General features: G+C 53.6%; 14 protein-coding genes. 6 read left to right on the forward strand and 8 right to left on the reverse strand.

Going from position 1 to position 13,572, the window contains the following annotated elements; genetic code table 11:
- Window positions 1–19 precede the first annotated feature (19 nt).
- Window positions 20–1,009, reverse strand: coding sequence for a TRAP transporter substrate-binding protein (locus C1J02_RS20260; RefSeq protein ID WP_114880183.1), 990 nt, complete (start codon window positions 1,007–1,009; stop codon window positions 20–22).
- 69 nt (window positions 1,010–1,078) lie between these two features.
- Window positions 1,079–1,600 carry a 2-oxo-4-hydroxy-4-carboxy-5-ureidoimidazoline decarboxylase gene (gene uraD / locus C1J02_RS20265; protein ID WP_114880184.1) on the reverse strand — a complete coding sequence of 174 codons (522 nt, stop codon included), beginning with the start codon at window positions 1,598–1,600 and terminating at the stop codon, window positions 1,079–1,081.
- 138 nt (window positions 1,601–1,738) lie between these two features.
- Here uraD and C1J02_RS20270 point away from each other — a divergent pair, with 138 nt between their 5' ends.
- Complete coding sequence (locus tag C1J02_RS20270; RefSeq protein WP_162798394.1) at window positions 1,739–2,695, forward strand: LysR family transcriptional regulator; 957 nt, start codon at window positions 1,739–1,741, stop codon at window positions 2,693–2,695.
- Here the strand turns inward: C1J02_RS20270 and C1J02_RS20275 are convergent.
- Window positions 2,664–3,386 carry an aspartate/glutamate racemase family protein gene (locus C1J02_RS20275; protein WP_114880752.1) on the reverse strand — a complete coding sequence of 241 codons (723 nt, stop codon included), beginning with the start codon at window positions 3,384–3,386 and terminating at the stop codon, window positions 2,664–2,666. The genes C1J02_RS20270 and C1J02_RS20275 overlap by 32 nt on opposite strands.
- A 154-nt stretch (window positions 3,387–3,540) precedes the next feature.
- Here C1J02_RS20275 and C1J02_RS20280 point away from each other — a divergent pair, with 154 nt between their 5' ends.
- The 5 genes from C1J02_RS20280 to hydA all read left to right on the forward strand — a co-directional run bounded on the left by C1J02_RS20280 (window position 3,541) and on the right by hydA (window position 8,764).
- Window positions 3,541–4,227 (forward strand): GntR family transcriptional regulator, encoded by a 687-nt coding sequence (locus C1J02_RS20280; protein WP_114880186.1) that lies wholly within the window; start codon window positions 3,541–3,543, stop codon window positions 4,225–4,227.
- 87 nt (window positions 4,228–4,314) lie between these two features.
- Window positions 4,315–5,370, forward strand: a complete 1,056-nt coding sequence (locus C1J02_RS20285; RefSeq protein WP_114880187.1) for a TRAP transporter substrate-binding protein — start codon at window positions 4,315–4,317, stop codon at window positions 5,368–5,370.
- A gap of 61 nt (window positions 5,371–5,431) precedes the next feature.
- Window positions 5,432–5,989, forward strand: coding sequence for a TRAP transporter small permease subunit (locus C1J02_RS20290; RefSeq protein WP_114880188.1), 558 nt, complete (start codon window positions 5,432–5,434; stop codon window positions 5,987–5,989).
- A 3-nt stretch (window positions 5,990–5,992) separates the two neighbouring features.
- The gene (locus tag C1J02_RS20295; protein ID WP_114880189.1) at window positions 5,993–7,291 is read left to right on the forward strand and encodes a TRAP transporter large permease; all 1,299 of its coding nucleotides are present in this window, start codon (window positions 5,993–5,995) and stop codon (window positions 7,289–7,291) included.
- Window positions 7,292–7,357: 66 nt separating this feature from the next.
- Window positions 7,358–8,764: a dihydropyrimidinase gene (gene hydA / locus C1J02_RS20300; RefSeq protein ID WP_114880190.1), complete on the forward strand. Its 1,407-nt coding sequence runs from the start codon at window positions 7,358–7,360 to the stop codon at window positions 8,762–8,764.
- 2 nt (window positions 8,765–8,766) lie between these two features.
- Here hydA and C1J02_RS20305 read toward each other — a convergent pair whose 3' ends face one another.
- From C1J02_RS20305 to C1J02_RS20325, 5 genes are read right to left on the reverse strand one after another with little or no spacing between them, the layout of a single operon-like run.
- Window positions 8,767–9,516 carry a 2-keto-4-pentenoate hydratase gene (locus C1J02_RS20305; protein WP_114880191.1) on the reverse strand — a complete coding sequence of 250 codons (750 nt, stop codon included), beginning with the start codon at window positions 9,514–9,516 and terminating at the stop codon, window positions 8,767–8,769.
- Complete coding sequence (locus tag C1J02_RS20310) at window positions 9,509–10,909, reverse strand: amidase (protein WP_114880753.1); 1,401 nt, start codon at window positions 10,907–10,909, stop codon at window positions 9,509–9,511. The genes C1J02_RS20305 and C1J02_RS20310 overlap by 8 nt, the downstream gene beginning before the upstream one ends.
- A 10-nt stretch (window positions 10,910–10,919) precedes the next feature.
- A complete protein-coding gene (locus tag C1J02_RS20315) occupies window positions 10,920–11,663 on the reverse strand; it encodes an aspartate/glutamate racemase family protein (protein ID WP_114880192.1) in 744 nt (247 codons plus the stop codon).
- A gap of 18 nt (window positions 11,664–11,681) precedes the next feature.
- The gene (locus tag C1J02_RS20320; RefSeq protein ID WP_114880193.1) at window positions 11,682–12,977 is read right to left on the reverse strand and encodes a TRAP transporter large permease; all 1,296 of its coding nucleotides are present in this window, start codon (window positions 12,975–12,977) and stop codon (window positions 11,682–11,684) included.
- A gap of 38 nt (window positions 12,978–13,015) precedes the next feature.
- On the reverse strand, window positions 13,016–13,516 hold the full coding sequence (locus C1J02_RS20325) for a TRAP transporter small permease (RefSeq protein ID WP_114880194.1): 501 nt from the start codon (window positions 13,514–13,516) through the stop codon (window positions 13,016–13,018).
- Between the last annotated feature and the right edge of the window lie 56 nt (window positions 13,517–13,572).

Consider the following 13,572-nt stretch of genomic DNA (forward strand, 5'->3'; position numbering starts at 1 on the left):
CCCTGTCCTATCTACCGGCCTAGTTCATTGCCTTGGCTGTTTCCGCTTCGACTAGGGAAAACAGGTCGGCATCGATTTTTTCACGGACAGAAGCTGCGACACTGGACGTCTTTTCGCGAAGTTCAGCTGCAAATTCAGGAGAGACAGCGGTGTAGGTCATGCCCTCGGCGGTCAGTTTTTCAAGCGCCTCACCGTCTTGCTTGGCAGCAAGCTCACGTTGGAATGCAACCGCAGTATCCATCGCTGAGCGGACGGCTTCCTGATGCTCCGGGCTCAGCTTTGCAAGGCGGTCAGTGTTGGCAACAACTGAAATGAAGTCAAAGAAATGGCCAGTGTTGGACACGTATTTCTGCACTTCGGGATAACGCGCCACGTGTATGATCGCGAAAGGGTTCTCCTGACCGTCGATTACGCCCTGTTCCAAAGCAGAATACAGTTCCTTAACATCCATCGCCACTGGGTTTGCGCCCAAAGCACGGAAGGTCGCCAAGTGAGTTTCGTTCGGTTGCAACCGGATTTTCAGCCCGTCGATATCGGCGGCCGCTTCGATCGGACGGACATTGTTGGTTAATTGGCGAAAGCCAAGCTCCATGTAGCCAAGCGAAACTAGCGACTCTTTGGCCAAATACTCGTCCAGTTTTGCACCCACCGGTCCGTCGACAACCTTGAAAGCTGTTTCGCGATCCGGGAATTGAAATGGCAAGCCAATCACTTCGAGTTCCGGAACCGTGCGCGTCAGATACGCGGTGCCGACCCAGATTAATTCGACTGCTCCAAGCTTCACAGCCTGAACGTTTTCGGCGGCTCCACCAAGTTGTTGTGCAGGGAAGATATCGACTTCAAGCTCACCATTGGTAAGGCTGGTGACCTCATCTTTGAATACCTGCATCGCCAGACTAGACGAATGCTCATTGGCAAAGTTCCCCGCTACGCGGATCTTTTCGGCGGACGCGCTGACTGCGGTCAGCGAGATCGCTATTGACGCTAAAGCGATATTGATCTTGTTCATTGTCGTTCTCCCAGTGATTATTGGTTGTGCACCTAGTCACGAATGCGATTAGGCTTTATTTCAGAAGTCTCAGTTGCGGTTAAACTTGATCCGGTCAGCACGGCCCCGGACAACGTGCATTATTTCGCTGATGGTGTTTTGTATTTCCTCATCTACTGTATTTCGCAGTCGCCGCTCGAATAGCTCGAACACAGCAGCGCGATCAGTTTGGTGCCGCAATGCGACGATGAAGGGAAATCCAAAACGATCAAGATATTCTGCGTTGAAACTTTTTAGACGTGAATGTTCTGCCGCGCTAAGCGAGGTCAGCCCTAACCGTCCCTGCTCGCCGGTAGATTCGGTGGTCATTGTCCCAGCCTGCGCTTCGGCACCGGCCAGTTCGGGATGTGCAAGAAACAAGCGAAGTTGATCAGCGGAGCTTGCCACGCGGATTTCCGTTTCAATCGCATCGCAAAGTGCGCTTGCCGAAACGAAGGGCCGATGCCGCGCAATTTTGGTCAGCACCCAAGGTGAATTCTCTACAAGAAACTCAGCCAGAACGACGAACTCAGCTTCGTCCGCCTCATTTATTTCCTGCAGGTCGAGCGCCATACCATCTTAATCCCTAGCTGATTCTCCCAAAGGCTAAAGCAGCGTCACGTGTAACAAAATCGCAATAAACTCATCCTGTCGTTCTAATTTTGTGTATGCTCTTAGAAAGCGTACTGATCAGAAATGGAGTCCAGACTGATGCCCTTGAATTTGTTGCCAAGATCCCTGCTGTATCTGGATGCTGTTGCTGTAAACGGCTCCATTCAAGGTGCTTCCCGAAGCCTAGGAATCTCCGCATCTGCCATAGACCGGCAAGTTTTACTGCTTGAAGAAGCAGCCGACATGCGGCTTTTCGACCGGCACCCTTCGGGTATGACGTTAACTAAGGCTGGCGATATGTTGGTGGTACTCGCGCGCAGATGGCGAAATGATGAGAACGATCTTTGGAGCGAAATTCAGCAGATGCAAGGTATCGATCTAGGGCATGTCCGGATTGCTGTAATGGACAGCCTCGTCAATGGGCTTTTGCCTGGGTTCATCGAAGAGGTGGAGAATGATTTTCCACTTGTTCAGCTCGAAATTGATGTGATGACGCCAACAGATGCGGTGCGTGCCCTGAACCTAGGGGCCGTGGATATCGCGTTCGCCTTCAACGTCAAATCCCACCGAAACATCCGAACGCTCTGGTCGGAATCTTTGCCACTCGGCTGTGCTGTTTCACCTACACATCCACTAGCAAACGAAACTCTGGTCTCGCTCCAGCAAGTTACTGAGTATCCTTTTGTTCTGCAAAGCCAAGCCTTACTGATCCGACAACTCATTGAGGCAGACCATGAATGGTTTATTCACGAAAGCCGCCAACCAGTCTCGACAAACTCGCTGCAGCTGCTCAAACAGATGGTGCGCCGAGGTCAACACGTCGCCATCACTTCCGAATTCGATGTTGCCAACGAAGTTGCGACCGGAAAATTGATCTTTATTCCGCTTGCGGACGCTACAGCCGCAGCACAAACAATTTCGCTGGTCGTAAGTTCGGCTCGCGTATTGCCGAAGGTTTCGCAGCTTGTAAGTGAGGTGCTGCAACGATGCGCCAGTTCTGTACTCGACCGATCACTTCATCAAGCTAAAGATCAAAGACCCGGCCCCAACCATTGACAGCTGCCGGATCCGATCCTGAAAGGCGCATGCCTGACCACAGAGCAGCAGCGGTTGAATCAAAAATTGGAATGCCAAGCTCTTGTTCCAGTTGCGGTACGATCCGCGCCCCGCGCATGTTGGTACACATCACGGTAATGGCATCGGGCTTGGCCTCTGCCACCTCCCGGATCATCGTTTCTATTTCGGCTTCAGAAAAATTGGAAAAGTTGAAATTTACTGTTTCGTTCAGGTGCCTTTCAGCAACGCAGTTCAGCCCGGCAGTGGCGTAGTTCTCTACGATCATATCCTGAATTTCCCCTACATAAGGGCTGACAAGGCCGAAGGTTCGTGCCTCAATCCCCGCGAACAATTCGTTAATAGCCAGAACCGCCGATCCTGCCTTGATCCCGGTTCGGTCCTCAATGGCGCGGCACATGTCAAGATCCTTGTCAAAGCCCAGCCAGCTAGCTGACGTCCCACTCCAGACGATAGCGTCTACATGTGCGTCGGCTAAAAGATCGGCAGCGGCGAGCTGCGGTTCCAATCGAAACTGAGCGTCGGAGTTTTCGCTGGTTGATATTTCGGTCACCCGAAACCGACCGAAATGCGCCGAGACGTTTTCCACCCCTGCAAGCATCGCTGACGTCAACGGCTCCAACACAGTGTTTGATGATGGAGTTAGAACTCCTATTAGTGTTCTGTTTGTCACTTTCTGCCCTTTCATTTCAATGGAATCGCTTCAATTTTGAATGCTATATGATTGTTATATTGCATGCAATAATGATCTAATGGTATGTTTTATAACAATTACTTATTGTTTACTTTTTACTCGTTTCGGCGGATGATCCTTATAGGAGAGCCACATGACCGCATTTGATTCACGCCCCATACGTAAGACGTCCTTGCATCTAGAAGCTGCTCATGCACTTCGGGAAGCGATAATTGGAGGCGATCTTGCACCAGGTGATCGCTTGGACGAAGCCGAATACTGTGATGCGTTTCGGATATCCCGTACGCCGCTTCGCGAAGCCTTTAAGCTGCTAGAGGCTGAAAACTTGCTGTGGGTACGGCCCGGCCGAGGTGTGTATGTGACCGTGATGACAGCGCACGAGGTTACTGATTTGTTCGAAGTTGTTTCAGACTTGGAGCGGTTGGCAGTGACGTTAGCAGTTGAGCGCATGAGCATCACCGACCGCGCACGACTACGACGAATGCATGACCGAATGTTACATCTCTATCGGCGAGATGAACTACGAGAGTGTTTTCAGGCAGATTTTGAGATCCACAGTTTTTTGGTCGAAAAATCTGCTAGTTCAGTGCTTAGAGAGACTCATTTCACATTGATGGCCCGGGCGCGACGCGGACGCTACGTAGCATTGTTTTCGCGTGCGCGCTGGGATGAAGCGATGATTGAACACGAGAGTTTCATGGAAGCTATCGAGCGGCGCGATGCCGTTTCCGCCGGTGCATTGGTGCATCGTCATGTAACCCGTACCGGCGCGGTTCTGCGTCAGACCCTGATTGAAGAGCAGTCCCGCACCGCGATTTAATCCTAAACACGAACGAAAAGACCACCACCGCCGAGAGAAGGCTCTCGGCGGAACAGCTAAATTTTGTCTGCAACCAAGGAGAATTCTATGCTTAGCACTAACCTGAGAAATACCTGTTTTGGGGCGCTGATTGGCGTCGCCATGACGGCCATACCGGCAGTGGCTGAAACCACCAATCTTAAGGCTCTCGGTCAGCCCGGCGCAACCGGATTGATCCAGAAAAATCTAGAGGGTCCGTTTTTTGCTGAATTTGCCGAGCGCACTGGCCTTGATATCGCCGTGAGTTTCCAGACTTTGGACCAAACCGGCATCAAAGGTGCCGAAGAGCTTCGCATCCTGAAAAGTGGGCTGTTTGACATTATTTCGCTGCGCAATCAGCAGGTCAGCCGCGACGAACCAATCCTTCTAGGACTCGATCTCGTAGGGCAAAACCCAACCTTTGAAGAAGGCCGGAAAACCATTAAAGCGTTTTCACCCGCTGTCGATGCGCGGTTGCAGGCACAATTCAATACTAAACTCTTAGGTCTTTGGCCGTTTGGGCCGCAGGTTCTGTTCTGCAACCACCCGATTGAAAGCCTGAAAGATGTCAGCGGCCTGAAAGTGCGTACCTACGATCAGAATCTGGCCAACTTTATCGAGACGCTTGGTGGCACCCCAGTGCCGATCGGCTTTGCAGATGTACACCAGTCGCTGGCGCGCGGCGTTGTTGATTGCGCGATTACTGGGCCCAGTTCAGCGAACTCTGCCGCGTGGCCTGAAGTAACTACTCACGTACTACCGGTGGCCTTTCAGGTCGCGATTCAAGGCTATGGTATGAACCTCGATGCCTGGAATAAGTTTTCCGCAGAGGATCAGGGGAAAATCCAAGCCGCCTTTGACGCCCATATCGACGACATCTGGGAATACTCTGAAGAGTTGTTCGACGATTCAATGCGCTGCAATGTAGGTGAGACCCCTTGCGAGCTGAACAAGCCCTATAATCTCGTCAATGTGCCAGTGTCGGACGAGGATATCGCTACGGTTCAAGGCGCAGTGAAAGACCTGTCTTTCCCGGCCTGGAAGGCAATCTGTGACGAAAAAAACCCAACATGTTCTTCATCCTGGCTTGAAACAGTTGGACCACGCTTCGGTATGAAACCCTAAAAATCACTCTGACGTGCGGCGGGATTACCCGCCGCACGTCTCACCCTCGGGGAGGAATAAAATGAACACGTTCTCACATATTGTCAGTTGGCTTTTTGGCATCCTGCTGGTCGCGCTGTCTGGCTTTGTCGCTCTGGAAACTGTCAGCCGAAAGATCTTCAATTATTCTTTCCAGGGGGCCGACGAATTGGGCGGCTACGTACTTGCGGTTGGCGGCGCGCTTAGTTTCTCAGTGGCATTGATCGAGCGCGGACATATTCGCATCGATCTATTGCATGGTAGATTCAGTCCTCGCCTGCAGGCGTTTCTGAACTGGGTTGCCTATGTCTCGCTAGCCATTTTTGGCCTATTCTTAGCCCGCTATTGCTGGCTTGTGGTTCGTGACACAGTTGAATACGGGAGCGTCGCACCGACCGCATGGGCAACACCGATGATTTGGCCGCAAAGTGTTTGGTACGGAGCAATGCTGATTTTCACTGGCATAAGTGTTTGGACTGCCATCGCGGCAACACGTCTGCTGTTTTCCGGAGAAATAGATAGGCTGAACGACGAATATCATACAAAAAGCGTGATGGAAGAACTCAAAGAAGAGCTCGACGATCTCAAGGCGAGGAATTGAGCCATGACTGTTACCGTAATTTTTCTCTCCTTTCTTGTCATGCTCGCAATCATGATGCTGGGCCTTCCTATCGCCGTCATCATGGCAATTATGGGAGCTTTTGGGGGCGTGCTAACGTTTGGCTGGCCCCTGCTGGACAGCACCGGCCCAGTTATGTGGTCAGTGATGAACGAGAACCTGTTGACTGCGATTCCCCTCTTCATTCTTTTGGGCGAGGTCATGTTGCGATCTGGCATGGCGGATCGAATGTACGGTGCGTTGGCAATCTGGCTGGACAGGCTGCCGGGTGGATTGCTTCATACTAACATCGGTTGCTGTGCACTGTTTGCGGCGACGTCCGGTTCTTCAGTTGCAACCGCGGCAACCATCGGAACGGTTGCCACACCTGCGTTGAACGAACGTGGCTATGACCAGGCCAAGTCATTGGGTTCAATTGCTGCAGGTGGTACCCTCGGTATTCTAATTCCACCGAGTGTTAACATGCTGATCTACGGCTCAATGTCAGAAACATCGATCGGCCAGCTTTTCATTGCAGGCATCATTCCCGGCCTGCTGCTAACAGCATGCTTCATGATCTATATCGCGATCAGCAACTTGTCCGATCACCAGCCTGCGACCAATATCATTCCCATTGGTGTCAAACTGCGTGCCCTCACCGCCTTGATCCCACCAGCGATTATCTTTGGTATCGTCATGGGCTCAATCTACGCCGGGATCGCCACTCCCACGGAATCAGCAGCCCTTGGTGTGGTTGCAGCATTGATCATGGCGGGGCTGGACGGACATCTAAGCCTCGATTTCTTCAACCGTTGCTTCATGAACACGGCAAAAACTACAGGCATGGTACTCATGATCATTTTGGCGGCGTTCATTCTTAATGTGACACTGTCGCTGACTGGTGTCGCACAAACAATGACTGAATATGTGACGTCACTTGGCATTTCAACGACCGTGCTGCTGATCATCCTGATCGTGTTTTATATCATCCTGGGCATGTTCATGGACGTCCTTTCGATGATGGTTCTGACCATCCCTATTGCGGTGCCGGTTGTCGTCGCTGCCGGGGTTGATCCATTGTGGTTTGGTATTTTCATCATTTTGATGTGCGAACTTGGCATGATCACTCCCCCTGTGGGCATGAATCTATACGTGGTACACGGCGTTCGCGGTGATAATGGGCCCTTCATGGATGTTGTTCGTGGTGCCTTCCCATATGTGATCATAATGATCGCGTTCACCGGTCTGCTGATCGCCTTCCCCGCAATCGTGACCTGGCTGCCACAAACGATGTATGGGCCGTAACCCCCTGCCCCACAGAAAATTGGATGGCGTGTCACTGCGCCGTCCTTCATCAACTCGGAGCCTACCATGACTGACTTTGACCTAGTGATCCGCAATGGGCGCATCGCTACCGCCAGCGACGACTTCACCGCCGATATAGGTATCTCTGGTGGTCGCATCGTAACACTTGGCCAGCACCTTAGAGCTGGCGCCGACGAAATAGACGCCACAGGCAAGCTGATTTTACCCGGCGGTATCGATGCTCATTGTCATTTTGATCAGCCCATGTCGGACGGCTCCGAGATGGCCGATGACTTTGCCTCAGGCACCCGTTCAGCTGCCTTTGGCGGCACAACCACGGTTATTCCATTTGCCTGTCAACAAAAGGGCCAGTCCCTGCGCGCGGCGGTCGACGATTATCATGCCCGCGCCGCTGGCAAGCCTGTGATCGACTATGCTTTCCACCTGATCGTGACTGACCCCACGGAACAGGTGCTTGGTCAAGAGCTGCCTGCGTTGATCCGCGACGGTTATACCTCTTTCAAGATCTACACTACTTATGACGATCTCAAACTCCATGATCGCCAAATCCTTGACGTCCTAGCGCTTGCGCGCCGCGAAGGGGCCATGACGATGGTGCACGCTGAAAACTCTGATGCCATTGCCTGGCTGACCGAAAAACTGGAACTCGCTGGAAAAACCGCGCCTAAATATCATGCCGATGCGCGTCCGGCCATTGCCGAGCGTGAGGCCACGCACCGGGCGATTTCGCTGGCCGAGATTGTCGACGTGCCGCTGCTGGTGGTGCATGTCTCGGGGCAGGAAGCAATGGAGCAGATCGCGGCTGCACAGACTAAAGGTTTATCAATCTATGCTGAAACCTGTCCGCAATACCTGTTTCTAACCGCCGCCAACCTCGACTTGGACGGCTTTGAGGGAGCCAAGCATATCTGTTCCCCACCGCCGCGTGATGCGGCCAATCAGGAACATGTCTGGCGTGGTCTGAAAAACGGAACGTTTCAGATATTCTCATCTGATCACGCACCATTCCGGTACGATGGTCCCAAGGGGAAGAAAGCGCACGGCACGGATGCCTCGTTCGTACATGTGCCAAATGGCATACCCGGCGTTGAAACTCGCATGCCTTTGCTGTTCTCGGAAGGGGTTGGTAAGGGACGTATTTCGCTTAACCGCTTTGTCGAACTTACTGCAACCAATGCGGCCAAGCTATACGGGCTTTACCCGCGCAAGGGTACCATCGCTATAGGTTCAGATGCAGACATTGTTATTTGGGACCCATCGCGAGAGGTGACGATCACTAACGATATTTTGCACCACAATGTCGACTACACGCCCTACGAAGGCCGCAAGATCACCGGCTGGCCAGAGACCGTCATTTCAAGAGGTGATATCGTGGTGCGGGACGCACAATTGCAGTCGCAGCCTGGTCGCGGAGTGTTTTTGGAATGTGGCATGCCAGGAATTCCGCGCTAAATCTATTCCAAGTCGACAGCGACAGATCCGATACCTTCGATGCTTCCCCGTACTCTGGTGCCGGGGGGCAGCCAAGGCAACCCGTTCAGTGAACCAGTGATGACTATGTGGCCTGCATTTAGCCCACCACAATGATCACCCACCATCCGAGCAAGCGCGACAAGGCAATCAAAGGCGGGGCCGAACGGCAAGTTAGTTCTGCCATCTAGCACCACCTCATCGTCAAACGTCAAATATGCATCAACGGTTCCAAACGGTGATCCGTCCCAAACCTTGGCAGGATCGCCCACGATCAGCCCGCCGTTCGTTTGGTGATCAGCGAGTTTCAGAACTGCCGGCACGGTGTCCAGATCAGCGAGGCGAGTTTGCACTGTTTCGATTACAGCCACAGGGCTGACGCACGCGCGCAGAAGCTCCTTAAAATCTGGTGCATCAATCGATGGTAGTGCAGCATTCAGACGAAAGCCAACCTCAAGTTCAATACCGACAGGCGAACCCGATGCAGGAAATTTTGCACCGGATACTAGAATATCGGCGCGCTGAATTGGTGCCATGATCGCAGGTTGTCCGGAGCGTTGCGCGAACTTGAAGCCACCAACAGGACCAAGTTCTGCGGCCACCAGCGACTGGACCTCATAAGCTTGGGATGGCGTCAACGCTTTGTCTGCCGCCCATTCGCGTGACAGACTTTTTGCGCCCTGCCTTACAGACAAAAACGCGCGGGCAACTTCCGTTGAGATTGGATTAGTCATTGGTCAGCCACTCCGGCCAAACCCATCCGCCGTTCAGGGCTTCATAATCAGCACCCAACCCAAGCAGCAGATCCTCGGCAAACATATCACCAATCAGCTGAAACCCGACCGGCATCCCGTCGTCATGGCGTTGAGCCGGTAGATTTATGGCAGGCAAACCAGCGGCATTGACCCAACCTGTATAGATGGCGTGGCCGCGCGGGCCAACCTCCTGGCCGTCGATCGTTAGCGGATAGGGTTGATCGGCAGCCCAAGGCTGCGCAGCCGCAGACGGAATCATAATGGCATCCCAATCGGCAAAAAAGATCGAAGCGGCGGCGCGAAGCTCGCGCACTTGATCAAGCGCGCCATAAAACTCAGAAGCCGGCACGGCGGCTCCCTGATCCGCCATATCAAGGTACTTCTGCGAGGCCTTTGTCGCCATTTCTGGAATCGCATCCCGCATACTTGCCAGCCCGACCTGCCCGAATTTGGACCAGAACGCATTTAGCGCATCCAGCTCAAAAGGAATGTGGCCCTCGGTCACCGTGTGCCCCATTTTTCGCAGGACATCGACAGCATCGGCACAGCGCGACAGGATGCCCGGATCGCAGGGGTTCTCACCCAACAATGGTACGTAAAGTACGCGCAGATTTTCTCGCGGCATTGGCGGTTCAGCGCGGCGGCGCGACATCGGGTCAGCGCGGTCCGGACCTGCCATGACATCATGCAGAAGTCGAAGATCAGCTGCGCTGCGGGCCATACCACCAGCGACTTCGAAATCCAGCAGCACTTGTGGCAACCCGCCCGAACGCGGCACGGCACCAATCGTAGGCTTCAGGCCACAGAGCCCTGTATATCCAGCCGGACGTCGTATCGATCCGCCACCATCAGTTCCGATGGCCGCCGCCGCCATCCCTGCGGCCACTGCTGAAACAGATCCACCAGATGATCCGCCGGGAGTGAGTTTGGAGTTCCACGCATTTCCAGTGGTGCCGAACAGCCGGTTGTTGGTATACCCTTCAACGGCGAATTCTGGCGTATTAGTCTTTCCTAAAATTATCGCTCCAGCGGCGCGCAACCGTGCAATTGGCAGCTCATCAGTCTCGCAGTTGCCTCGGTCGGCAAAAACCGCGCTCCCCCAGCTTGCGGGCATTCCGCTCACCACAAGGTTGTCTTTGACCGCAATCGGTACGCCTTCTAAAGCCGAGCGAGGCACACTTTTTTGGAAACGCGCAGCACTCTCAGCGGCTTCCTTCTCGAGGTTAGGATTAAGTGCCACATAGCAGTTGAGTTCTGGGTCAATTCTTGTAATCCGTGCGCGATACTCGGCGGCGACCGAGACAGGATCCGCACTGCCTGCGCGAAAGGCGGCTGCAAGATCAGTAATGCCCAATTTCCACATTGTGCTCATTTCAACCACATCATTCTCCTCCAATTCGTGCCGCCAACGCTGTTGCCAGACCGAAGGACGGTTTCCCCGCTGGCCGTTTGAAGCTGCCCGCCTCGGCCCCTCGTGGGCGCAGTGCAGCCAATGCCTCGGCCTGCTTCATTGCGGCTTCGGCGCAATCAATTATGGGTACAGGAATCTGGTCGCGCACTCGAGTTGCCAATCCCGCAAGAGGTGCCCCGGCCAGCACAACTGTATCAGTATCGCCGGCATCAATGGCCTGTCTGGCCAGATCAACCAAAAGATCGGCTTTTTCGTCCTGCACCGCATTGATCGAAGAAAAGGCTCCGTTCAGCATATAGACTCCGGCACAGCGTCCCTGCAATCCATGCCACGCAACGCATTCATGGTACCATGGCCCCAAAGCTTGCGCAAAAGTGACGATGGAGAACTTACCCCCTAGCATGCATGCTGTTAACATCCCCGCCTCAGCCAGACCGACGACGGGAATGTCGAACAATTCCCGTGCCGCTCCTAGCCCGGGATCACCGAAAGCAGCGACAATTGCGGCATCAAAGTCCTGATGACGCTCTGCCAAAATTTCCAATACCTGAACGCCTCCAATCTGCGCTTCTGCCCGCGTAGAAATGTAGGGGACACCAGTTGGCGCAGTCACCGCGACAAGTTCCGTGCCTTCCGACATGACGCCACGTGCGGCGGCTTCAAGCCTGTCGGTCAGTTCTTGTGTCGTATTTGGATTGATTAACAATATGCGCATTGAAACTCTCGTTCTGAATTACATGAGTGAAGGCAGGAACATCGCAATCGGTTTGACGTAGGTAACGATCAGAACGATTAGGAATTCCAAAATGACAAATGGGATGGCGTAGCGCGCAGCTTTTGCAAACGGCACTCCTCCCAGCTGAGCCGCCAAATATAACCCGACGCCGACAGGCGGCGTCAGATGCGCCATTGACAGATTCACGGTAAGGACCGCGCCGAAATGTACTAGATCGAACCCGATCATCTCTAGCGTAGGCTTAAAGAGCGGCACCAGCAGGTACATCGCTGCTATGGGCTCGAGAAATGCCCCTACTACTAATAGGATGATATTGAAGCAGAGCAGAATCAGCACCGGGTTACCGCCCGACAACCACATGACCGTCTCGTTTAGCCGTCCAGCCAAGCCTTGGGTCTGCATAATCCAACCGTAGACAGCCGACGTCGCAATGATCAGGGCAATCACCCCAATGGTCCGCCCGCTGTCGAACAGGACATCGGGCAAATCCGAAATCTTGATCGAGTGATAGACCAATCGGTCAATGATAAACAGATAGACCACAGCCACAGCTGCTGCTTCGGTCGCCGTGAAAATGCCAGTGTAAATGCCGCCCAGAATGATCACTGGTGCCATCAAGCCCCAGAAAGCGTCTTTCACGGCATCAAAAAAATTTGCCACTGTTCGCGCTTCGTTTGCGACGCCTGCATAGCCGCGAAGCCACGAAATAAACAAGACATAAGCACCAAGTATCGTCAGCATCACCATCCCCGGGCCAACGCCAGCCGCGAAGAGCTTTGGGATCGAAGTTTCCGTAACGACACCATAGATGATGAAGCCGATGCTTGGCGGAATGACTACGCCAAAGGTGCAACCTGCCGCAACGCAGGCCACGGCAAAGCCGCGAGGATAGCCGCGTTCGGCCATGGGTTTAACAAGAAAGCTCAACGCGGCGACAGTTGCGATATTGGAACCGGACATCGACGCGAGCACCGCTCCGGTAACCAACACAGTAAGAGCCAAGCCCCCCGGTAATGGCCCTACGATCAATTCTGCCACACGTACCAACTTGGTCGCGATACCAGTGCGCGTGATCATGTTGCCAGCCACAATGAAAAGTGGTGTTGCCAATAGAGGAAAACTGTCGAGAGAGCCCGAGAAAATGTAGGGCATCACACTCAACGGGCCTGCTTCGAACACTACGAAAGCTGCGAGTGCAGCCCATCCGATGGCGGCAAAGACTGGAAAGTTCAGTGCTAGAAGTCCGAAGAAAAGGAATAGGCCGATGACGGCCGGGTTGGTCAGAAAATCCATGAGATTGATCCTATTTTCAGCGGGAGTCAGCTATTGCGCTATTCGACCACGGGCTTGTCGATGCGGAACGCGCCCAAAAAGTAGCCTTGTATTGTCCGCAACAGCGCCAGGGAAAACGCGATGGCCATGCCCATGTTCACCGCCCATATCGGAATTTTTGTGGTCATGCTTATTTGGCCAGACGAAAGTGCCTTGCTGGTCGTGCCAAAGCTTTGCCAAGCGAGAAAGCCTAGAAACCCCAGCATCCCGACAAGTACCAGCCGTTCGACCCAGCGTTGTGCCGCCGGTGGAAACTTGTCGACCAGCAGCGGGATACCGCCATGCTGGCCATATTTGCAGGCTGCAGCGGCTCCGAACAGCGCGCCCCAGAGAAAAAAGAACCGCGCCAGCTCTTCAGACCAAGCGATCGAATAGCTGAAAACATATCGGGAAAGAGCCCCGGAAAAGACTAACAGCACGATACCACCGATCAGAAAAACCACGATAAACTTCTCAATGCGGTCCAACCAAGTGTCCAGGGCGACTAGTAGAGGTGGCATGGCGTGATCCTTTGCTTTAAAAATGGTGCCGCAACGAGGGAGGTTCGCTGCGGCAC

The organism is Sulfitobacter sp. SK011, from assembly GCF_003352065.1.
Classification (GTDB): domain Bacteria; phylum Pseudomonadota; class Alphaproteobacteria; order Rhodobacterales; family Rhodobacteraceae; genus Sulfitobacter.

Bases quoted from the DNA above. Each gene is read 5' to 3' on its own strand.
- C1J02_RS20325 (WP_114880194.1), bottom strand. From the start codon at position 13,516: ATGCCACCTCTACTAGTCGCCCTGGACACTTGGTTGGACCGCATTGAG.
- C1J02_RS20285 (WP_114880187.1), top strand. From the start codon at position 4,315: ATGCTTAGCACTAACCTGAGAAATACCTGTTTTGGGGCGCTGATTGGC.
- C1J02_RS20320 (WP_114880193.1), bottom strand. From the start codon at position 12,977: ATGGATTTTCTGACCAACCCGGCCGTCATCGGCCTATTCCTTTTCTTC.
- C1J02_RS20295 (WP_114880189.1), top strand. From the start codon at position 5,993: ATGACTGTTACCGTAATTTTTCTCTCCTTTCTTGTCATGCTCGCAATC.
- C1J02_RS20305 (WP_114880191.1), bottom strand. From the start codon at position 9,516: ATGACTAATCCAATCTCAACGGAAGTTGCCCGCGCGTTTTTGTCTGTA.
- C1J02_RS20280 (WP_114880186.1), top strand. From the start codon at position 3,541: ATGACCGCATTTGATTCACGCCCCATACGTAAGACGTCCTTGCATCTA.
- C1J02_RS20310 (WP_114880753.1), bottom strand. From the start codon at position 10,909: ATGAGCACAATGTGGAAATTGGGCATTACTGATCTTGCAGCCGCCTTT.
- C1J02_RS20260 (WP_114880183.1), bottom strand. From the start codon at position 1,009: ATGAACAAGATCAATATCGCTTTAGCGTCAATAGCGATCTCGCTGACC.
- hydA (WP_114880190.1), top strand. From the start codon at position 7,358: ATGACTGACTTTGACCTAGTGATCCGCAATGGGCGCATCGCTACCGCC.
- C1J02_RS20290 (WP_114880188.1), top strand. From the start codon at position 5,432: ATGAACACGTTCTCACATATTGTCAGTTGGCTTTTTGGCATCCTGCTG.
- C1J02_RS20315 (WP_114880192.1), bottom strand. From the start codon at position 11,663: ATGCGCATATTGTTAATCAATCCAAATACGACACAAGAACTGACCGAC.
- C1J02_RS20270 (WP_162798394.1), top strand. From the start codon at position 1,739: ATGCCCTTGAATTTGTTGCCAAGATCCCTGCTGTATCTGGATGCTGTT.
- uraD (WP_114880184.1), bottom strand. From the start codon at position 1,600: ATGGCGCTCGACCTGCAGGAAATAAATGAGGCGGACGAAGCTGAGTTC.